The organism is Pseudomonas sp. TTU2014-080ASC, from assembly GCF_001446935.1.
Taxonomy (GTDB): Bacteria; Pseudomonadota; Gammaproteobacteria; order Pseudomonadales; family Pseudomonadaceae; genus Aquipseudomonas.
Genome location: NZ_LKKK01000002.1, coordinates 1007179 through 1028249, shown reverse-complemented (window position 1 = coordinate 1028249; position 21071 = coordinate 1007179). Strand labels below are relative to the sequence as shown.

General features: G+C 57.2%; 21 protein-coding genes. 12 read left to right on the top strand and 9 right to left on the bottom strand.

Annotated features, from left to right (window positions below; all coding sequences use genetic code 11):
• Together dmpG and AO726_RS10215 are read left to right on the top strand one after the other, a co-directional pair.
• A partial coding sequence (gene dmpG, locus AO726_RS10220; RefSeq protein WP_058068009.1) for a 4-hydroxy-2-oxovalerate aldolase occupies window positions 1–816 on the top strand: 816 nt, incomplete at its 5' end.
• Between the two features lie 252 nt (window positions 817–1068).
• Window positions 1069–2082, top strand: coding sequence for a flavin reductase (locus AO726_RS10215; protein WP_058067950.1), 1014 nt, complete (start codon window positions 1069–1071; stop codon window positions 2080–2082).
• A gap of 600 nt (window positions 2083–2682) precedes the next feature.
• Here the strand turns inward: AO726_RS10215 and AO726_RS10210 are convergent.
• From AO726_RS10210 to AO726_RS10200, 3 genes are all read right to left on the bottom strand, one after another.
• Window positions 2683–5421, bottom strand: coding sequence for an inverse autotransporter beta domain-containing protein (locus AO726_RS10210; RefSeq protein WP_058067949.1), 2739 nt, complete (start codon window positions 5419–5421; stop codon window positions 2683–2685).
• Window positions 5422–5608: 187 nt separating this feature from the next.
• Window positions 5609–6109: a hemerythrin domain-containing protein gene (locus tag AO726_RS10205; protein ID WP_058067948.1), complete on the bottom strand. Its 501-nt coding sequence runs from the start codon at window positions 6107–6109 to the stop codon at window positions 5609–5611.
• Window positions 6110–6328: 219 nt separating this feature from the next.
• On the bottom strand, window positions 6329–7321 hold the full coding sequence (locus AO726_RS10200) for an AraC family transcriptional regulator (protein ID WP_058067947.1): 993 nt from the start codon (window positions 7319–7321) through the stop codon (window positions 6329–6331).
• Between the two features lie 176 nt (window positions 7322–7497).
• On the opposite strand from AO726_RS10200, the gene AO726_RS10195 reads away from it, so the two are divergent.
• Window positions 7498–8349 (top strand): MaoC family dehydratase, encoded by an 852-nt coding sequence (locus AO726_RS10195; protein ID WP_058067946.1) that lies wholly within the window; start codon window positions 7498–7500, stop codon window positions 8347–8349.
• Between the two features lie 35 nt (window positions 8350–8384).
• Here the strand turns inward: AO726_RS10195 and AO726_RS10190 are convergent, their stop codons facing one another.
• The 5 genes from AO726_RS10190 to AO726_RS10170 are packed head-to-tail and all read right to left on the bottom strand — an operon-like array spanning window position 8385 to window position 14090.
• Window positions 8385–9761, bottom strand: coding sequence for an OprD family outer membrane porin (locus AO726_RS10190; RefSeq protein ID WP_446737423.1), 1377 nt, complete (start codon window positions 9759–9761; stop codon window positions 8385–8387).
• Between the two features lie 55 nt (window positions 9762–9816).
• Complete coding sequence (locus AO726_RS10185) at window positions 9817–10776, bottom strand: HlyD family efflux transporter periplasmic adaptor subunit (RefSeq protein WP_058067944.1); 960 nt, start codon at window positions 10774–10776, stop codon at window positions 9817–9819.
• A complete protein-coding gene (locus tag AO726_RS10180) occupies window positions 10773–10976 on the bottom strand; it encodes a DUF1656 domain-containing protein (protein WP_058067943.1) in 204 nt (67 codons plus the stop codon). The genes AO726_RS10185 and AO726_RS10180 overlap by 4 nt, the downstream gene beginning before the upstream one ends.
• A complete protein-coding gene (locus AO726_RS10175) occupies window positions 10966–13113 on the bottom strand; it encodes an FUSC family protein (protein ID WP_058067942.1) in 2148 nt (715 codons plus the stop codon). The genes AO726_RS10180 and AO726_RS10175 overlap by 11 nt, the downstream gene beginning before the upstream one ends.
• A 38-nt stretch (window positions 13114–13151) precedes the next feature.
• On the bottom strand, window positions 13152–14090 hold the full coding sequence (locus AO726_RS10170; protein ID WP_058067941.1) for a pirin family protein: 939 nt from the start codon (window positions 14088–14090) through the stop codon (window positions 13152–13154).
• A 344-nt stretch (window positions 14091–14434) separates the two neighbouring features.
• On the opposite strand from AO726_RS10170, the gene AO726_RS10165 reads away from it, so the two are divergent.
• From AO726_RS10165 to AO726_RS10140, 6 genes are all read left to right on the top strand, one after another.
• Window positions 14435–15187 carry a hypothetical protein gene (locus AO726_RS10165; RefSeq protein WP_058067940.1) on the top strand — a complete coding sequence of 251 codons (753 nt, stop codon included), beginning with the start codon at window positions 14435–14437 and terminating at the stop codon, window positions 15185–15187.
• A 73-nt stretch (window positions 15188–15260) separates the two neighbouring features.
• The gene (locus AO726_RS10160; protein ID WP_058067939.1) at window positions 15261–15569 is read left to right on the top strand and encodes a MazG-like family protein; all 309 of its coding nucleotides are present in this window, start codon (window positions 15261–15263) and stop codon (window positions 15567–15569) included.
• Window positions 15562–16311, top strand: a complete 750-nt coding sequence (locus AO726_RS10155) for a methyltransferase (RefSeq protein WP_058067938.1) — start codon at window positions 15562–15564, stop codon at window positions 16309–16311. Before AO726_RS10160 ends, AO726_RS10155 begins: the two co-directional genes overlap by 8 nt.
• Before the next feature lie 49 nt (window positions 16312–16360).
• Window positions 16361–16963: a DUF4136 domain-containing protein gene (locus tag AO726_RS10150; RefSeq protein ID WP_058067937.1), complete on the top strand. Its 603-nt coding sequence runs from the start codon at window positions 16361–16363 to the stop codon at window positions 16961–16963.
• 20 nt (window positions 16964–16983) lie between these two features.
• Window positions 16984–17538: a DUF4136 domain-containing protein gene (locus AO726_RS10145; protein WP_058067936.1), complete on the top strand. Its 555-nt coding sequence runs from the start codon at window positions 16984–16986 to the stop codon at window positions 17536–17538.
• 12 nt (window positions 17539–17550) lie between these two features.
• On the top strand, window positions 17551–18039 hold the full coding sequence (locus AO726_RS10140; protein ID WP_058067935.1) for a GNAT family N-acetyltransferase: 489 nt from the start codon (window positions 17551–17553) through the stop codon (window positions 18037–18039).
• On the opposite strand, the gene AO726_RS10135 is transcribed toward AO726_RS10140, so the two are convergent.
• Window positions 18033–18914, bottom strand: a complete 882-nt coding sequence (locus AO726_RS10135) for a hypothetical protein (RefSeq protein ID WP_058067934.1) — start codon at window positions 18912–18914, stop codon at window positions 18033–18035. The two genes, AO726_RS10140 and AO726_RS10135, sit on opposite strands and share 7 nt — an antisense overlap.
• A gap of 157 nt (window positions 18915–19071) precedes the next feature.
• On the opposite strand from AO726_RS10135, the gene rloA3 reads away from it, so the two are divergent.
• The 3 genes from rloA3 (at window position 19072) to AO726_RS10120 (ending at window position 20964) form a co-directional block, all read left to right on the top strand.
• Window positions 19072–19590 (top strand): retropepsin-like aspartic peptidase RloA3, encoded by a 519-nt coding sequence (gene rloA3 / locus AO726_RS10130; RefSeq protein WP_082629103.1) that lies wholly within the window; start codon window positions 19072–19074, stop codon window positions 19588–19590.
• 167 nt (window positions 19591–19757) lie between these two features.
• Window positions 19758–20456, top strand: a complete 699-nt coding sequence (locus AO726_RS10125) for an SDR family oxidoreductase (protein ID WP_058067933.1) — start codon at window positions 19758–19760, stop codon at window positions 20454–20456.
• 58 nt (window positions 20457–20514) lie between these two features.
• On the top strand, window positions 20515–20964 hold the full coding sequence (locus tag AO726_RS10120) for a DMT family transporter (protein WP_058067932.1): 450 nt from the start codon (window positions 20515–20517) through the stop codon (window positions 20962–20964).
• Window positions 20965–21071: the final 107 nt, after the last annotated feature.

Genomic DNA, 21071 nt, shown 5'->3' with positions numbered 1-21071 from the left:
CTCTCGGCGGTGATCCCGCTGATGAAAAAGGCCAAAGTATCGGCCCTGCTGCTGCCCGGCATCGGCACAGTCGATCACCTGAAAATGGCTCACGATCTGGGGGTTAACACCATCCGTGTTGCCACGCATTGCACCGAAGCGGATGTGTCTGAACAGCACATCACCTTCGCCCGCAAGCTGGGCATGGATACTGTCGGATTTCTGATGATGGCGCACATGAACAGCCCGGAAGGTCTGGTCAAACAAGCCCTGCTGATGGAGTCCTACGGTGCCAACTGCGTGTACATCACCGACTCCGCCGGCTACATGCTGCCGGATGACGTGAGCGCCCGCGTAGCCGCTATCCGTGCTGCGCTGAAGCCTGAAACTGAAATCGGCTTCCATGGCCACCACAACCTGTCCATGGGCGTATCTAACTCTATTGCCGCCATCGCCGCCGGTGCTACCCGCATCGACGCAGCGTGTGCGGGCCTGGGCGCCGGTGCCGGCAACACCCCAATGGAAGTGCTGGTCGCGGTATGCGATCGCATGGGCATTGAAACCGGTGTGTCGGTATTTGGCATCCAGGACGTGGCTGAAGACCGGGTTTTCCCCATCATGGATTTCCCTATCCGCAGCGACCGCGACGCTCTGACCATGGGCTACGCAGGTGTGTACGGTTCCTTCCTGCTGTTCGCCAAACGTGCCGAGAAGAAATATGGCGTTTCCGCCCGCGAAATCCTCGTGGAGATGGGCCGCCGCGGCATGGTCGGTGGTCAGGAAGACATGATCGAAGACACGGCAATGACGCTGGCTAAACAGCGTAATGCCGGCTAAGTACACGCCATACAGCAGCAGAACGCCACATCACGTAGCAACTCGCAACCTCGGTAAGAACTCACGCTTCTACCACCCCCCGAAAGGGGGTTTTTTTTGGGCGTTCGCTGCAGTCCTAGCTCATTTACTTACAAAAAATGATTAAAGACATGCTCATCCCTCGTCCGTTCTGAGCATGCAACGGGTGACAGGAATACTCAAAATCCTCAATCAGTAACCCCACAAAGATTCACAGGACTGAACGTGAACACCATGATCAAGCCCCCCGTGCAACAATCAAATACGACTCTGGACCCAAAAGAGTTTCGCCAAGTACTCGGGACCTTTACGACTGGGGTAACCATTATCACCGCGCGAGGTGAAGACGGTACGCCAGCCGGGGTAACCGCTAACAGCTTCAACTCGGTCTCCATGGATCCACCATTGGTGCTGTGGAGTCTGGCGCGAAAATCCAACAGCCTGCCTACTTTTGAGTCGGCCTCTCATTGGGCTGTACACATTCTGGCGCACGATCAGGACAAGCTCTCCGGGCATTTCGCCCGCAGCGTCAGCGGCCAGGAAAAGTTCACCGGCATTGAGTACCAGGACGGACTGGGCAACGCTCCGTTACTGTCAGGCTGCACAGCCAGGCTCCAGTGCCGCACCAAAAATATTTTTGATGGTGGTGATCACATCATTCTGGTCGGTGAAGTCCTCACCTACGACAAAACCGACACAGCACCACTGGTGTTCCAGCGCGGCAGTTACGCCATCGCGACCAGCACCGCAGTGAATACCGCACCACCACCGGGAGAAGACCCGCGCAACTTCAGTGAGAAAAGCCCAATCGGCTACTTGCTGGCAACCGCCTATTTCCACTTCGTGGGTAAATCCAAAGAGTCCGCCGAGAAACTCAACCTCAGCAGCACTGAATACCTGATTCTGAGCGCGCTGGGCACTAGAGAAGGCCGCACTTATCACGAACTGGTCACGCTGGCCGGCTATGCGGGGACTGACTTCGGACCAGAAGTTATCAACGATCTGGTAGCCAGAGGGCTGATTGATATTCATGAGGCTGATGACCTTCACGCCCCGGAAGATGATCACGCTGCGATTGTGCTTACACCGACTGGCCATAATCTGGTCCAGCAGATATTCGATGAAAGCAACCGCGCCGAAGAACAGATCATGACCAGTCTGGGTGTGCCAGAAACGATTGCCCTGAGGACATTACTCAGTCGCTTTATTCGCATACACAACCCATCGATTCCTTACCGTTGGTTCTAGCCTGAAAATGACAGACATGAAGCTGGCTGATAATTCAAAAAATCAGCCAGCCAATGATCTGTTCCCTATCTTACCCCCCTCGAAAATGCTCCATTTAACCTGTCGGAATGGTGGCCTTAAACTTCCGTATTGCTGACGCCCGGAATGCGCTAATCGAGTTATTTTCAGTAGCTTTAAAAAAACCTTCGCATAGTCATCCGACACAAAGCAGCAGGGATAATGCTGAGTAAGTCCATTACCAACAAGGGACTTGCAGATACTATCGACACCGCCCCAAATCGTCTGATGGCTGCCATATTCATTTGTGGGATGAACATATTGTTTCGGTGGCGTGTACATCTCCTTCACATGAACGCCATTACTGGAAAGCGCCTCTAACCTCTGTCGTCGTTTCTGTACTAGCCGCAGATGCCTCGCCGTCGCAAAGAAGCGAAAATAAGATATTTAACTTATTCATGAAAATCCTCGTAGTTCCTGGGCATTCTCACCGCTAAAACCAGAACATTTAAAAAGTCTTTGGGAGTCGCCTAAATAAAATCAATCTACACCCCTAATCTGATTGTCAGTGGTGGGCACTAAAGGCCCACCACCGACAGCTACTTAAGGCAGTGAAACTAAAATTCGAACCTTTCTCTTTTGATCACTGGCTTTAGGGATATAGGTATTAACAGTTGTCGCTTCACCTATATTGGTAAACTCACCACTGCCTACCACACTCTCAATCTGCCACTGGTATTTCAGCTCTGGCGCACAAGTACCGATACATGTCACTTCAGCAGTCAACACTTGCCCTACTTTAGGGTGACCTTGCGCATCTAATCCGTTAATAACAACTGCAGACGGGGCTGCGGGGTTGTCATTTGGATCCAACGGATTCAGGCCTGCATCAATTTCCTCTTTATCAGTTAAACCATCTCCGTCGGTATCCGGATTGTTCGGATCGGTACCCAGGGTCTCTTCTAATGCATCGCTGATGCCGTCGCCGTCAGTATCCACACCGTCTTTCGGATCCAGCGGGTTTCCGCCGTTGGCTACTTCGTCGCCGTCAGAGATGCCGTCGCCGTCGGTATCCACACCGTCTTTCGGATCCAGCGGGTTACCACCGTTGGCGACTTCGTCGCCGTCAGAGATGCCGTCACCATCGGTATCCGGGTTGTTCGGATCGGTACCCAGGTTGCCTTCTTCAACATCGCTGATGCCGTCGCCGTCAGTATCGACGCCGTCTTTCGGGTCCAGCGGATTGCCACCGTTAGCTACTTCTTCGCCATCGGGGATGCCGTCACCGTCGGTATCCGGGTTGTTCGGATCGGTACCCAACGCTTCTTCTTCAGCGTCGCTGATGCCGTCGCCGTCAGTGTCCACGCCGTCATTCGGGTCCAGCGGATTCAGACCAGCATCGATTTCTTCTTTGTCGGTCATACCGTCGCCATCGGTATCCGGATTGTGCGGATCGGTGCCGTACTGTTCCTCTTCCACGTCGTACAGGCCGTCACCATCACTGTCCAACGGCTCCGTAACACTCAACTGGTAGGTCGCGGTGGACTTAACCTGACCGCCGACTTCTTGATAGGCAATAACCTGAACTGAATGAGCACGGATGCCTGGCGGGATAGTGACCAGACCAGTTTGAGGATCAATCGTCACCTTCAAACCACTTGCAGCCTTGCCATTGCGCCCAGAAACAACTGCGCCGAGTTCATAACGCACTTGGGCATTCTTGATCCCACCGCGCAACTCAGGGCTTGGGCTAACCAGGGCTTGAGGCGCTGACGGAACTGGCGCAGTCAGAGACAGCACACTGAAGACGAACTCGAACGGCTCGACTTGCTTCTCCTTATGCTTGTAGTCCAGGACCACGCTGTAGTCGCGTTCTACGAAGTCTTTGCGGGCTTCGGCCAGCGGGCGGATTGCAGCGGCTTTCTGGGTGTTGAGCTGCTCGTCCAGAGTCAGGTCGAAGCTCCAGTTCAGGTTCGCACCCACAATCCAGTTGCCTTCACCACCATTGATCTTCTGGTGTTCAGCACTGAAACCAAGCAGCGGGACGGGCTGCCACTTCATACCAAAGCTGTGACCGCGTGGGTCCTTTTCCAGCGAGCCGCTGCTGTTGACGTCCACGCCCTCGCCTTTCCACTGGAAGTACTTACCTGTCAGAGCAAGCTGCGGTGCGCCGGGCAGTGCGATTTCACCACGGGCATCCCAGCCTTTGGCAGGACGCTCGTAAAGGTCAAACAGCTCAGGGTCTTTGTTCAGGTGATCCTCACCCGACTCTTTCCAACCACTGATCGGGGCGTAGACGTTGGCAGCCAGACGCGCACTGTTGCCCCAGGCTTCAACACCCACGCTGCCACGGGTGTGATCGCGGGTGAAATCCTGATCAACAAAAGCGTTCGCGCCGACCATCAGCTCAGAAGAAACCTCATGGCGGTAACCGACACCGAGGTTGCCGATATTGCGCTCACCAACGGTACGGGTACCGACCTGAGCAAAGGCAATGCCCTTGTCATGTTCCAGCAGTGGATGCAGGTAATCCAGCTCAAGATCCGTATCATGGGTGTCAATATTGGTGCGCACGTTGACGCGCGCGCGGCCAAAGTTGCCCAGCAGGTTCTCGGCCCCCTGCGACAGAGCCGCACTGGCACCGGCAGCCGCTTGCTGCGCCAACAGGTCAGCCGTGTCTTGTCCCTGACCGTCGTTTTTTGCGCGATTTTCGTGGGCCGTGCCGATGCTGGAGAGCATCTGCGCAACGCGCTGCTCGTACATCTGATACTGACGGCGCTCGCCTTCGGTACGTTCAGCGGTGGCTTGCTGCAGTGGCGCAGGCAGCAGAATAAGGTCGCCGGATTTCAGCACGGAGGCGTTGGTTTTGCCCATCGCCAGGCTATTCAGACGCGTCAGCTCGTTGACTGAACGGTTATTGGCCAGGGCTAGGGAGGCAACGCTCTCGCCCTGACGCATCACGTGCAACACATATGATGGATAGCCTGCGGTGGCAGCCGTATGACGGTTAGGAATCAGCCATACATGCTCATCCCACCCCAAGGTTTTCATCTGAGCCCGCACTGCGAGCAGTTCAGCTTCCGGCACATCGAAACGCTGGGCGATCTGAGCAGCGGTTTCGCCTTGGGCAACGTGCAGCGCATATTCTTTCTCGCCAGAAAAGCTGGTCTGGCTGGAAGACAGCTCGCTGGCGCTAGCTGCCACTGCCAATGGAGCCAGGGCAACCTCATAGCCATAGAAAAACAGAACCATACCGGCCCAGGCAGGTGTTCTTTTACCTTTGTTATGCGCGCAAGAGGTGCTTTGGGCGGCATCAGCGCGGAAGTGGATCTGATTGCTCATAGCGAAACCATCTCTGTGTGTAACTGGATGGCTTCGATTATTCGGATCAGCTCTCACTAATAGAGCCAGCACAGCCTGAAGGCCGTGTAGGAAAGTTCTTAAAGACCACTAAGGATATGCCTGGAACAGGCACAAAAACATCTGCTTTTAATGCTGAAACGGGGCCATAGGCCCCGTAGCAAGCGGCTCAGGATGCTTTTTTTACCTTGGCCTTTTCCGCCACCTTGCGCCTCTTGAACACACTGTCCATATAGGATTTATCGTCTTGTGTAAGACGCTTCTCAACCGAGACGAACAGTTCCTGCTCTTCTTCCTTAATGTGATGCAGGTACTCTTCCTTGACCTTGCGGAAACGCTGCAACCAGCCTCCAGAAGCCATATCGGTTTCTGCCAGCTCCTCCAGCAAATCATCCATTTCCTTATGCTCCGCCACCGCGTGACGGCCATCTTCGGTGATCTCCGGTTTGCGTAATACGGTCGACCACAGAGCCTGTTCTTCTGCAGCTGCGTGGCCTTTGATTTCGGCGGTCAGCTCAGCAAACAGTGCTTTGCGGGCCTCAGAGGCGCCCTGGGTTTCTTCGATCTGGGCAATGAGTTGACGGTGATGGTCGTGATCCTCCACCAGGGTGCCGAAGATCGCCGGATCACCCCGGAATTTGGTCTTGGGTTTACTGCCGATGTTAGCCATGGTGTTTCCACTCCTTGCTCACGGTTCAGATGACGGAGACTTTCTGCTCCATTTCGAATGCAACGTGCCGTCCCCTTTGCTGAACAAATGGATGTTCAGTAAAGGTGTCCGATCATCAAGGATAGATAAGGAAAACAGTGGCGCGACTCAGCAAGCATGCCATTGATCGACTCAATAGCCGGTCTGCCACTATGCCCTCTGAAGCGATGCGTTATGGCTTTACCCTTTGCCGCGCTTGCGAAACTCCACCGGCGTCTCGCCGACCCAGCGTTTGAACGCCCGGTAAAAGGTGCTGGGCTCTGAGAAGCCTGTGCGCTCAACCACCACTTCAATGCGCTCATCGGTGTTGAGCAATAAATCTTTGGCCAGACGGCAACGGTAATCGGTGACCAGATCGTTAAAACGCACGCCGGCCATGGTCAGACGCTCACGCAGACGCCGGGCAGGCATATCCAGGCGTGCAGCAACCTGTTCGAGAGTGGCTCCGCCATTGACCAGCAGCTCGCCGATCAACTCATGCACCTGACGCACCAGATCCAGGCGCTCCACTTCCGCCAGTTGCCGCCGCGCCAGTGATTCGTGCATTCGCAGCAACTCAGGCGCGGCATGGCGGGAAGACTTGCTCAGTACGGCAGCATTGAACAGCAGCGCATTGCGCTCACAGCCCAGTTCAGCCGGGCAGCCATAGACCTGTTCATAGTCTTGCGCCGGAGCGCCGCTGGCATGCATGAACTGCACCTTACGGCAGCGGAACTCCCCTTCGGTCAGTGCACTGAATAAGCGGATAACCGCTGCGGCGAGCATCTCCGGGAAGTGCCGGGGCGTATTCGGCAGCAGCCCCAGCACCAGCACGGCCTCTTCACCTTCCACCTGCAGCGACGCGCTTAACGTGTCGGACAACAGCCGCGCATAACGCAGGGCATGGCGCAAACCATCGCCAAAGGTTTCGCTGGAAAGGAACAGATACTCGAGCAATAAACCGTGGAACGGCGGCAGGTGTCGGGCCAGGTACAACCCGACATTTTCCTCGTCACAGGTTTCAGCCGCAGCTGCCCAAAACAAGGCTTGAGCCCCATGAGGAAAGCGCCCGGAGGGTAAACCGGAGGCTGGTAGCCCAAGGCGTTTCAGGACCTGATCTGGATCGTTGCCGCTGGCCCGTAATGCATCCATGGCCAGGCGCATCAACGACACGTCGTCGGTGAGGTCACGCATAGTGTTTTGTAATTCTTCTAAGTCGTGAATGCAGGCATCTTATTAAGCTTTGGGGGGCAGGCTCAAGGCAGTATTTACCTTGTAATTGACTGACTCGCCGTTCACACGGGCGAAACGGCCAATGTAGGATCACCTCAGACATCTATGCTGCGCATCCGGTTACCAGGAGTTAGCGAATGACCACTGAATGGCTCGATCTTCCGGCACCGCCAGGTCTGGCGGGATTTTTTATCCGTTCTGCTCTGCGCCGTAAGGTGACAGGACGCGAGCTGCCCAATCTGGGTGTGCGCTGCCCGGTAACGGTCGATGCAAAGCACCTTGAGCGCTACCGCACAATTTGTGGCTTTACCGATGAACATCATCTTCCGGCCACCTATCCGCACCTGCTGACATTTCCCTTGCAGATGCAGCTACTTACGGACAAGCGCTTCCCCTTCCCGCTATTGGGCTTGGTGCATGTGGAAAACCGCATCCGCGTTGTACGCCCGCTGGCGGGGCTTGGGCCATTCACTTTAAGCGTGCAACTGCAGGATCTGCAGCCTCACAGCAAAGGCGTTACCTTTAGTGCGCTGTGCCAGCTGCACGATCAGTTGGGCCTGCTCTGGGAGGGCGACAGCCGCTATCTGTGTCGCGCAGTCAAACCCGATCAGCAGCCTGCAGAGCGCACGGTTGAAGAGCCGCTGCCGCAAAGTCCGCTTAGCAGTTGGAATGCTCCCGCCAACATCGGTCGTCGTTATGCGCTCATCGCCGGGGACTACAACCCGATTCATATGTTCGGCGTAACCGCCAAGCTGTTTGGCTTCCCCCGCGCGATTGCCCACGGCCTGTGGAACAAAGGTCGTGCACTGGCTGAATTGGATAAACGCCTGCCCAAGGCTGGCTATGAAGTCGGAGTACGTTTCCAGAAGCCAGTACTGCTGCCCAGCCAAGTGCATTTGCACGCCAGCGACGCTGCCGATAGCGGCCAGTTCTCTCTGACCGGAGACAAAGGCCAGAGCCACTTCAGTGGCTACTGGCGTATTGGCTGAACGGGCGGCCATTGCGGCCAACCGGCTCTTAACGGTCAGAAGATGCTGAAGGGGTAATCGACCACAACGCGGTATTCATCCGCATCCGCATTACCCCGCGTGTTGCCCGAGGCGGTGTAGCCCTGACCATTACGATGCGTTGCCCAACGTGCAGTAACGGTCAGGCCCTTGGCTTTGCCTGAGGGTACGGCATAGCGCAAACCCAGATCGCGCTCCCAGTGTTTGCCGTCTTTGCCATCGGCGTTGTAGATGTACCCGTATCCTTTGCTGTTCGGATCGACCTTGGTCAGGTCCGCCTCGCCCCGAGCGTAAGAAGCGGTGAACTGGAAATCAGGTGCCCCGATAAAACCCAGATTGGCGGCGTATTGCAGCTTCCAGGACAGTTCGCCCGGCGCGTTAAAGTCCGAATACTGCTGGGAGTTAGGCAGATAGAGGAAGGTGCGGTCGTACTGGCTGAGGTAGTCGAACGGGGTATTGCCATCGACCTTCTGCACACTGAACGTCAGGCTGTGGCCATGGCCAGCCACCGTCAGCCCGCCACTGTAGGTGTCGTTATCAATCCGCCCGAGCTGGCTACTGCCGGTATCGCGGGTGTGGTAGAGGTTAGCAAACGGAGTCAGGCTCCACTGTGGGGTTAACTGCAGCGGCCAACTGATACCGGCATAGCTCTGCTGCCAGATATCACTGAACCGACCGGTGTATAGCTGCAGCGAGAAGGATTGTGGCGCGCTATACGATGCACCCAACCACGACAGCGATGAACTCTCTGTATCGGCCAGCTCGCCAGCCTTGTTGCGCGAGCCGTAATTACTCGTCAAGTCGCTGCGCCCGCTCTGGTTACGCAGACGGAACGCATCGACCCAGCCGGCATCCAGAGTCAGGTTTTCTACCGAATAATTACGCAGACTGATGCCCCGCAGCGTCTGTGGAAAAACCCGGCCCATTCCACCACCGGCCACCGGATTTTCGACGATCTGGTCACCGGCAATCATCAGGCTGCCAAGACCGCGGAACTTAACAGCGGCCCCCGCTGCGGAGAACTCCGACTCAGGCTCCCCTTTGCTATTAAGCGGCATTGCCAACACACCGCCCGAACCATCGCCGCCATCCAGTTTCAGGCCATAGAAACCATGCACATCAAGGCCGACGCCAATCGGCGTATCGGTGTAGCCCGAGCGAAACGAGAGGAACACACCCTGCACCCACTCCTTAGGGTCGCGGCTACCCGGCTCATGGTTATCGCGGGATTGATAGTAGTTACGCAGCAGACCGCGAAATGAAGAGCCCTCTACGAACCCTGGCGTCACCTGCATTTCTGCCTTTTGCCGCAGATTCACATCACTGTTGATGTCATCACGCTGGTTCAGTGAGTTGTCAGCCAGCGCCATGGGCGCAATCAGGCTCATGCCCATCAGCGCCTTGGTGCGCAGCGCGTTTTTGCAGCCGTTATTCATTGTGCATTCCTTGTCACTTTGCTTCTTCATCCAACACCGTAACGGTGGCGGTAGTACCGGCGCGCAGTCGTTCCCTGCCGGGGTAATCCGGGTCAATGGCAATGCGCACAGGTACGCGCTGCGCCAGCTTGACCCAGGTGTAACTGGGGTTAATGTTCGCCAGCAACCGGCTGCCGGCGGTGTTTTCGCGGTCAGTAATGGCGTAGGCGATGCTTTGCACGGTGCCGTTAAAGGTCTCGCCGCTCATCAACTGAATGCGTACGCGGTGGCCTTCAACAATGTGCGGCAGTTTGGTTTCTTCGAAGTAACCGCTGACGTAGTAGGAGTCGCTGTCCACCAGCGCCAGCAAGCCGCCGCCAGCGGTCGCGTAGTCACCTTCACGGGTCAGCAGGTTAGTGACATAACCACTAACCGGAGCCACAACCTGCGTACGTTTGAGGTCGAGCTCAGCCTGATGCAGTGCAGCCACGGCCAACTGCACATTCGCCTCGGCAAGCGCCAAATCAGCTTGATTACGCAGCAATTCGGCCTGCGCCACGCTCACATCAGTGCGCGAACGCTCCCACTCTTCGCGGGATACCGATGATGCTTGCGCCAACACCTTGCGCCGGCGCTCCTCACTTTGGCGCTGGGCCAGCTGCGCGCTACTGGAGCTGATTGCCGCCTGAACCAGCCCCAGCCCGGCCTTGGCCACGTCCACCGAACGACGGGCGCGCTCGACTGCAAGCTGATAAGGCTCAGGATCAATCTGCAGCAGCAACTGGCCCTTTTGCACATGCTGGTTGTCGTGCAGCGGCAGGCTGACGATGCGCCCAGAGACATCCGCCGAGAGCGTCACCACATCAGCCCGCACCCTTGCATCACGGGTCCACGGCGAACGGGTGTAATGCTCCCAGGCAAACCAGCCCAGAATGAACGCCAGCGCCACCACCAACAGAGTGATCAGCGTTGCTGCGAGTTTTTTGAAGTTCATACATTCCCCATCCACAAAATCACACCGGCACACACACAGGCATATAACGCGCCTTCAAAGAGCGCCTCGTGCCAAACGAACTTGAGCAGGCCGCTGCTGCGGGCTAGCCAGTCCAGCACCAGAAAGATCGGCAAGGCCAGCAAAATGGCCTGAGCAATGGGCGGCAGGTACAAACCGCCGATTTCGAAGTCAATGGGCAAGTTGCGGCTCTCCAATCTGTTCTGGCTGCATGAAGTCGCTGTAGCGCTCGATGAAGGACGCCACGATCAACAGCGCGACGTTGATACGAAACAGCGACCAGAGTTGTTCCTGCCCGGTGGCAACCGCCAGGCTGTGGCGCTGATCCAGCTCAGCTCCGAACTCACGTAATTGCGCGGCAAGCCGGACGTGATCAATGCGCTGGCGATTGATCATCAGCCCGGCGACCTGATCGACCATGTCATGCAGACGGGCCTTCAGCTCGCTGCCGAGGTAATTGCCCTGCTGCGCCTGCTGCTTGAGCTGATGCAGCGCCAGCCCTACCGACATGCAGGCCAGACTGACTTCGTAGAGACGTTTGCCTGCCGGATCAGTCGTCGCAGGCAGCAAAGCCAGCATCATGGTCAGGCGATCAACCATGCGGCTTTCAAATGAGAAACGGTGGGCATCCCCTGTCGGGGCCTGTAGCAACTGCCAGACCTGTGCACGGCTTTCGCGGTACAGCCGCTGCATGCGTTTAAGCGGATTGAAGGGGAACACCAGCACATACACCATCAGCGACAGCACGCCGGCAAAGATGTACGCGCCGACAAACTCCAGCCATTGCGTGGCGCTGTTATGCCAGACCCCGATGTTCTGTGGCCCTACCATCAGGAACGTAGAGAGCCCGAGGCCCATGCTGATGCCAGCGGTCAGCGGGCTGGCCAAGCCTGCCGAAACCACATACAGCAGCGGGATCAGGAACATCACCAGCATTTCAACATCGCCCACTGACGGCAGCAGCGCGAACTGGTATATCGCCGACGCCACCAGTGCCAGAGCAAGGCCGCGCACATAGTTTTGGCTGGCCAAGAGCGGCCTCGGGAAGGTGGCCATCAGTGAGCACAGCACGCCCACCAGAATCATCCCGGCACGCGCGCCTTCCCAGCCAGTTTCAATCCACACCAGACCACCCACCATTAGGGCGACAAAGGCCCGCACGGCATTCATCCCGGCCAGCCGGTAATCCATATGCAGCGGATTGCTCAGCTGCTGCGGGTACATGCAACTGGCCTCACGCCCGTTTTGAATGGCATCGCTCAGCTGCAGGATTTCATCCAGCTGTTGCAACAGACGTGCCTGCTCCCAACGCAATGCCCAGGCCAGCGAACGCAAATGATCAGGAATCGGATCACTGAGGTTTTCAGCGCGCCGGGCGAGGTCGTCAAAACGTTGCTGCAGGTGTTTGAATTTATCCCGCGAAGCTTGAGGCAGGGCCCGGCCGTGCTGAGCTAATTCCTCCAGAAACTCAATTTCATCGGCCCGCAGCTGTTGGATCTCCAACGGCAGATCGCCCACCCAGCGGTCTTTGATCAGCACACGCTGATGCCGCAAAACCGTTAGCCTTGAAGTCAGCAGTACCAGCTCATTGCGCAACAGCTGCACCATGCCGTTGGCTTTGCGCAGACGCGGCGCGTCGAAATACAGATGACGGCGCAACCCTTCGAGTGCGTTGATCTCCCCAAGCAGCTGCATCTGCCGCTGCTGGAAAGCTTCTTCACTTTCATCTGTACGGATCACCTGTGCCGCATGCTCGGCCATCAGCTTGATCAGTTGATCGGTCTTGGCGAAATAACCACGGGCCACCGCGCCGGGCCGGGCGGTAAGCAGGCTGACCACCGCCACACAGACCACCGCAAGCAGGGTTTCAGTCACCCGGGTGATCGCCAGCATCACAGTGTTCTGCTGTTCCGGCACCGCCAGCATGGCCACCACAACTGCCGTAAAACCACTGAGCACAAAGGCATGCGAGCTGGTGTAGCGCAGCAGCGTGCCACCCGCGGTGCAGAACGCCAGCCACAAAGAGAGCGTGACCAGAAACGGAATCGGCGCTTGGGGAAATACCGCCATGATGGCCACAGCCACCAAAGCCCCGACCGTTGTCCCGACCACTTGGGCAAAGCTGCGCTGCAACGCCATCCCAGCCAGCGGCTGACTGACGATAAAGACCGCCATAACCGCCCATTTGGGCTCGGCCAAATCGAAAACAAATGACAGGTACATCGTCAGCAACGCAGCCAGCGTTGTGCGCAAAGCGAACAACGCCACAGCCAGATTCGGGCTGAAGACCGCCTTAAAGTAATTGAGCAGTGGCTGCATTGGGTCTCAATCCTTGAGTCCGCAAATCGATGGAGTGGTCAGTCCGGTAAGCGCGGGGCCGTCAAGCGCTCACCGTTGTAGCCGGGAACATGCCCGAAACGCTCAGTGTTCTCACTGTTCCAGTCAGCCAGAGCCTGCTGGATGTCCGCTTTGCTGTGGCCGACAAAGTTCCACCACAGGTAGATCGGGCCTTCAAACGGTTCACCACCTAACAGCAGCGCCCGTGCGCCCTGCTCTGCCTGAATATCCATTTCCGTCAGGCCACGGCCGACAAAGGCCAGCTCGTTGGCGGTGAAGTCCTGGCCGTTGATGCGGACACTGCCTTCAAGCACCAGCACGCCGTATTCAAAGGTCTTATCCAGACTCAGCTGGCTGCTGCCTGAGACTTGCCAGCTCAGGTCTACGCCCATCAATGGCGAAAAGATGCGGGTCGGTGCCTTGCGGCCCTCAAAGGCGCCGGCCACCAAAGTGAATTGCAGGCCGTTATCCACCCACACAGGCAGGTCCGGATAATGATCAAATGCCGGATCGCAATCTTTATCCGCCTTGGGCAGAGCAATCCACAACTGCGCCGCATGCAAATGGCGCTCGCCTTCGGGGGATTCTTCGGTGTGAACGATGCCGCGGCCGGCTGTCATCAGGTTCACCTGACCGGGGCGGATCATTTGCTCGTTGCCCAGGCTGTCGCGGTGCAGACCTTCACCCCGGATCATCCAGGTAAAGGTTTGCAAGCCGATGTGTGGGTGCGGCCCTACATCAAGGCCTTCGCTGCCGAAAAATTCAGCAGGCCCGGCATGATCCAGAAAACACCAGGCACCAATCGTTTTGCGCTGCGCATCAGGCAGCACTCGGCTGACACGGATACCTCCGCCAATCGTTGCACCACGCGCAGTAATACGCTGAATCTGGCGTACACCATTCTCTACAGGGCAGTCAGCAGAGGTATAAAGCTCGCATTCAACATCCCGGTTGCTCATCAGACAGTCCTCTTATCTTCGCAGGCTTTCGTGAACCGGTTAACAGTCTAACCAAACTAGCGTGCGGCTACACTTCAGCCGTTCACGCTGAGCGCCCAGCCCCCAGCGTTCTGTACTTTGAGTCCTGTTTCATTGTCGCCAAATGGCGTACCCGGTCAAAACCTGTGTAATGCCCTGCTAAAGCGGGTTGGGGCGCACAAATTTGCACCATAGTCTTGGTGTTTTGCCTTACTGACCTTATCTTTCAGACTCCTGATACCGTTCGTCGCCACACTCGACCACAAGCCTGCGAACAAATACAGGACTTCACCTGCCAGACATACCTATAAGCCAGCGAGCACATCATGTTGAAACGTTTCATTTTCGCTTCCGCCCTCTGTTGCAGCGCCACCACTGCGTTTGCCCTTGATCCGTCCGGCCAACGCTACGTAGAACAACTGGTACAAGGCGGTGCGGTATCCATCCGCGATGCCGCCCAAAGCATCTATCACAGTGGTTACCGTGATGTGGAAACCCTCGACGTTGCAGCCGAAGTACTCCTGCAGCGCTACCGCAACGCAAGCGACAACACCACCAGTGACGCCCTTGCCTGGGTCTGCAAGGCGCTGGCCAGCTCCGGCAACGGCCGCTACAAAGCGGTGCTGGATGAAGTGGTCGCCAACTCCAACAACCGCAAAATGAACCGCCACTGCCAGAAAGCAGCAGGCAGTCTGAGCGCTGGCGCCTCCACCTACGTTAAAGGCAGCGTCAACCTAAACGCTTACCGTAACGGCCAAGGTAAACCAGCTGCCAATACGACAGCCGCCGCTGCGCCCGCCCGAACTGTCAGCGTCAGCGGCACCGGCGCGTTTGCCAACGTCCGTCAGGGCATGAGCATGGATGAAGTCAACGCCCTGCTCGGTGCACCGACCGGCACTTATTCACACCAAACCGGCAAGGCCTGGAACCCCTTCAACTTCAAAGGCAAGGACGTAGCCCGCATCGTCCACCTGTACAAAGGCAAAGGCCGCATCGTCTTCTCCCAGGAAAGCGTGTACGCCAACGTCTGGCGCGTGATGGAAATCACCAGCAACCCGAACGAAACCGGCTATCCGTAATCCGTTTCGGGCTTTGCCAGCTTGAAGACAGGCCGGCAAAGCCCGAAGCTATGCGCTCTTGCCTGGAGCGCCCATGAATCTCAGTGAATTAACCACACGCCTGCATGCCATTCGTGATCGAAACGACTGGAAGCAGTTCCACAGTCCGAAAAACCTGGCCATGGCCGCCAGCGTGGAAATGGCCGAACTGGTTGAAATCTTCCAGTGGCTGACCGAAGACCAATCACGCCAATTACCTCCTGAAAAGCTCGCCCATGCCGGCCAGGAAGTCGGGGATATCGTCCTCTATCTTCTGCTTCTGTGCAGCGAACTTGGGCTGGATATGAACGAAGTGGTACGTGCCAAACTGGCCGACAGCGAAAGGCGTTTTGCCCATGACTGACCGCCATTTCGACGAACTTGCCACCCGTTTTGCCGAGAAAATCTACGGCGGAGCCAAAGGCGCAATCCGCCTCGCCGTGTTGCAGGCCGACCTTACAGAAGCCCTGCCCGACAGACCGTTGCGGGTACTGGATATTGGCGCGGGCCTTGGCCATATGTCCCTGTGGCTAGCCGAACAAGGCCACAGCATTACCTTGACCGAACCGGCCGAGCCGATGCTTAACGGGGCTCGCGAGCGCTTTGCCGCAGCCGGACAACAAGCCGAGTTTATTCAAGCGCCTTGGCAAGAACTGCCGGATTTGCTGAATGAACCCTACGATCTCGTAGTGTGTCACGCCGTGCTGGAGTGGCTCGCCGAACCACAGACCATCCTGCCGGTGCTGCATCAACTGTGTAAGCCTGATGGCTGGCTGTCGCTGGCCTTCTACAACAAAGATGCGCTGATCTACCGCAACCTGCTCAAAGGCCATTTCCGCAAACTGCGCAAAGAAGAATTCGCCGGCGAGAAGCAGAGCCTGACGCCGCAGAAACCGCTTGATCCCCGTGAACTGGAATCCCGACTTGTGGTCGATTGGCATATCGAAAGTAAGAGTGGTGTGCGCGTCTTCCACGACTACATGCCACAACACTTTCAGGCCAAAGCTGAGCTGGCCGAGCTGCTGGAGATGGAACTGGCACACCGTCGCCATCCGGCATTTGCCGGGCTCGGGCGTTATCTGCACTGGATCTGCAGGCCACGCTAAGCTTTCAAAACCGCTACCAACCGCTGCGTGATAACCGCAGGAAACCCAAATGAAACTGCTCGGTGCGCTACTACTGCTGATTAGCCTGACCGCCTGCCAGAGCCAGAATCCTTACGTGGCAGACGGTAAACCGTTGCCACCGCCGCCAGCTGCGGTGGCGCACCACGTCGACCGCAGCGCCTATCCTGCTACACCACTGGATTTCGCCCGCTACCGCAGTTGGCGCTGGCAGCAGTTGCCTGCTGCAACCAGTTGGGCCAGCTCAGAGGAAATCCAGCAGGCTGTCAGCAACGCCCTGGACCAGCGCGACTTGCGCCCTCAGCAAAGTGATGCGGCCAGCGACTTGCTGATTAAGGCCGAGTTGCGACAGGAACAGCGCCTGCGCCAAGTCGTTGATGATTACGGCAGTTACTATGGCCGCGGCTATTACGGCCCAGGTCACTACGGCGACCGCTATGGCATGTGGGGCAGCGCACCAATTGTGCGGACTTACCGCGAAGACGTGCTGGTGGTGCGCATTGAGTTCTACGACAGCACGACCGGTCAGCTTGTATGGAGCACCAGCGCGGAGTCGCTTGCAGATAAAGATCAGCGCAGCCAGACGCTGCATCAGGCTGTAAAACTCGCGCTGGATGATTACCCGCCTTATTGACTCACCATCAGGAGACTGCCATGGGCAAGTCACTACTGCTTTTGCCATTTATTCTGCTACTCAGCGCCTGCCAGAGCATGCAACTGGACCGGGACTTTGACCCCAACCGCGACTTTGCCGCTTACCGCAGCTTCAGCTGGGACGAGTCAGCGGTGCAGTTCAAACCCAACGACCCACGCCTGACCAGCGACCTCACCAGCCAGCGCATTCAGAGCGCCGTTAACGAGCAACTCGAACAGCGCGGCCTACGCCCTGCGACACAGAGCAGCAGTGCCGACCTCAAGGTACAGGCCTGGGTTATTGTGGATAACCGTCAGGAGCAGATCACCAACACCAACGCTGGCTGGGGCTATCCGTGGGGATACTGGGGCGGTGCGGGCTACGTAGAAACCCGCACGCTGGACTATCAGGTCGGAACCCTGCAAATTGACCTGTACGACGGCAAGGACGGCAAACTGGTCTGGCGCGGCAGCAAGCAAGAAGTGCTGCGTGACAACCAACCCGGCCCTGCCGAGCGCAGCGCAGCGATCCGCAAGGCCGTTGCCGAAGTCCTGAGCCAATACCCGCCACGTTAATCAGGTGAAGCAATGAGCCATAACCCGCATTTCAGCCACCGCCCCGTCAACGCCAGTGATCTGGGGGACATCATCGGTTTTGTGCAGAACGCGGACGAGCTCTTTTACTGCTACCCCAAAGGACACTGGCCGCTGACCATCGGCCAGTTAGCCGCCACCATGGCCGAACGCCGCGACAGTACCGTGGCGCTGGTGGATGGCAAAATCGCCGGCTTTGCCAACTTCTTTCAGTGGAAATATGACGACCACTGCGCTCTGGGCAACCTGATGATTGCGCCCTGGGCCAGAAGCAAAGGCGTTGCCCAGTACCTGATCGGGGTAATGGAAGAGCTGGCCCAGCAGCATTACCACGCCAAAGAACTGCGGGTTTCCTGCTTTAACGGCAACAGCGCCGGTTTACTGCTGTATCCGAAACTGGGCTACCAGCCAGTTGCAGTGGTTGAGCGCAGCCGGGATGCAGAGCGGGTTGCCCTGATCCAGTTCAGCAAACCCCTTCAATAAAGCCTGTCAGCTCTGGCGTCACCACGCTGAAACACTTCCAGAATGCGCTCACGACCTTGCTCAGATAGCAGGTAGTGGCCCGGCTCTAGCTCAATGATGGTTTGCGCTGAACGCAAATGGCTGAGCACTGTGCGCAGATAACCATCATTTCCCAGCAGTAACAGGCGCGCACCGTGGGTGGCATCTTCAGTTATCCACAAGCCGTCACTGGAGCATTGCACATAACCCGGCGCATTAAGATCACTGGCCACTATTGGGTCTACCCCATCTGCCGACCAGCGTTTGACCACGCCATGGGTCTTCTCCGTGTAATACAGCTGCCCGTCCGGGCAAGCCGCCACACCCTCAGCCTGAACCAGCCCCTCACGTAATACGTTGAGCTGCCCGTTCTGCGGGTCGTAGCTCATCAGTCGGCCATCCTGCTGACGGTCCTCAATGACGTACAGCAGATGCCCGTCAGTGGCGACTCCTTCAATACTCTTGCCTTCAAACAGCGTGGTGAACGTGCCATTACGCTCGAACAGCAACGGCAGATCGCCGCCCTCCTGCCCAATCACCAGACCGCCATTAAACATCACCAGCCCGTCGGGCTTGGAAAGACCGGAAAGCACCTCTTTCATGGAGCCGTCAGGCTGCAATTGCATGATCCTGCCGCGCTGACCGGCCAGTTCTTCGCTGAAAAAAGGCCCGTTCTTCCCATCTTTCGCCAACGCACTGACCATAGGGATGTGCTGCGCGTACACCGAATAGTCCCAGCCTTCAGCGGCCGTCACCGGATAGAAATGGCGCAAGGCTGAATAAGCCGCCACAGCAATCAGTAACACCAACAATACGACCAGCGCACGCACCTTTCGCCCACGCAATAAGCCTGACATTCCGTCCTCTTCAATCATTGGTCCATCACACGTGCAGGCTACGCACGGGGATGTGAAGAAAGCGTCATCTCACTCAACAATTAATCGGCAAACGCTTCACGGTTTCATCACATGGTGCTGTCCAAACTGGCTGTTCCTGAATTTTGCGGAGTCCGAAATGACCAGAACACTCGCCCAGAAGCTGCTCACTCTTTTCCTGGCCCTGGCTATAACCCCGCTCAGCCTGGCAGCCACCGAAGCGCCGCCCAAAGTGCTGGGCTGGATTGAAGAAGGCGTCCTGATGCCGGAAAAGGCAACGCTGAAAATCAAGCTGGATACCGGCGCGCTGACCTCATCACTGGATGCCAAAGACCTGGAACGCTTTGATAAAAATGGCGAGCAATGGGTACGCTTCAATGTCGACGTGAAAGACAGCAAGACCGGTAAACAGACCAACATCCCGTTCGAGCGCAAGATTGAACGCAACGTCAAAGTCCGTGGTGCTGGCGGCTCAGAAAGCCGCCCGGTGGTCAAAATGAGCCTGTGCATCGGCGATCAGGTCTACCACGAACAATTCTCCCTGAAAGACCGTGGCGACATGCTCTACCCCGTCCTGATCGGCCGCCGCACCCTGGAGCATCTGGGCGCCGTGGATGTATCGCGGACGTTTACTCAGGAGCCTTCCTGCAACTTGTGACCGCCCTCTCATCCCCTGAATAGAGCGTCCGGGTATTCCCGCTGATAGTCTTGCCTGTCTGGGCTGCATCAACTGTTTTTGCCCTCACTCGTCACCCTTGCAGCAGCACGCCTCCCCCATGCCCTGCGTGCTGTTTCTGCTCATCACTGCCCCTACGGAGTCAGACCATGTCGAGTCATCCCCATATTTTGATTGTCGGTGCATCCCGCGGTATTGGCCTTGGCCTGGCCAAAGCTTGTGTCAACGCAGGTTGGACGGTCTATGCGCTGGCCAGATCGTTGGCTGGCAGCGCAGAGTTGAAGGCCCTAGCTGAGCAGCACAGCCGTCAGGTGAGTTTGATTGAGTGCGACCTGCTCCAGGCGAATGCGGCGCAGCTCATCAAAAACGCCATCGGCCCGCAGCGCTTACAAGCCGTGCTGCTGAATGCAGGAATTTCCGGCCCTGAGCATCAGGACCCGCAACAAGCCACGGCGACGGATATCGGCACGCTGTTTCAGGTTAACGCGGTGGCGCCCATCGCCCTGGCGCAGCAATTGACGGACCTCGTCGAGCCCGGCGGAGTGATTGCCTTTACCAGTTCGCAAATGGGCAGCCTGCAGCTCAACCGGGCTCAGCACATGCCTCTGTACGGTGCCAGTAAGGCAGCACTGAACAGCCTGCTGTTGAGCTGGAGCAGCACATATGAACAATTGCCCTGGAGCCTACTGGCGATTCATCCGGGCTGGGTGCGCACGGACATGGGTGGTGCAAACGCTACACTCAGTGTGGAAGAAAGTACTCAGGGGATCCTGCAGGTATTAACTGCCCACGCGGGGCTCAACCACTGTGCCTTTGTCGATTATGAGAACAAGACCATGCCTTGGTGACAGCCGCCTGAGGCTTTTTGCGACATAATCCGCCGCCCTTGTTTCAGGAGTCTGCCCAATGCCTGCTATGCCCTGGTGGTTACTTGCCCTGCCTTTACTGGCTGGAGCACTGATGCCGCTACAAGCCGGTATCAACGGCCAACTGGCCAAACACATTTCCAGTGTGCTGGCAGCAGCCCTGATCTCCTTTGTAGTCGGTACCCTCGCACTGCTGCTGCTGACTCTCTGGCAGCGCGAGGTGCCGCTCCTGTCGGCCTTCAAGGGCCTGAGTTGGTGGCACTGGAGCGGTGGCCTGCTGGGGGCGTTCTTTATTGCAACAGCCGCCTTCGCCGGCCCCAGAGTCGGTGCCCTGCTGTTCATGGCGCTGGTAATTGCCGGGCAGCTCAGCATTGCTTTGCTGTTGGATCACTTCGGCTGGGTAGGCTTTCGCGAGTCACCGGTCAGCCTGGGAAAAATCGCCGGACTGCTGCTGATCATTGGCGGAATTTGGCTGATTCGTCGTGGCTGAGACATGCCTCGGGCTTAGTTAAAATCACGCACAAAGGCGTTCTGCGGCCAGTCAGATAAGGCATTTGGGGCAAAACAGTTACGCTCGTCTTAAATGCTGGCTTTTTG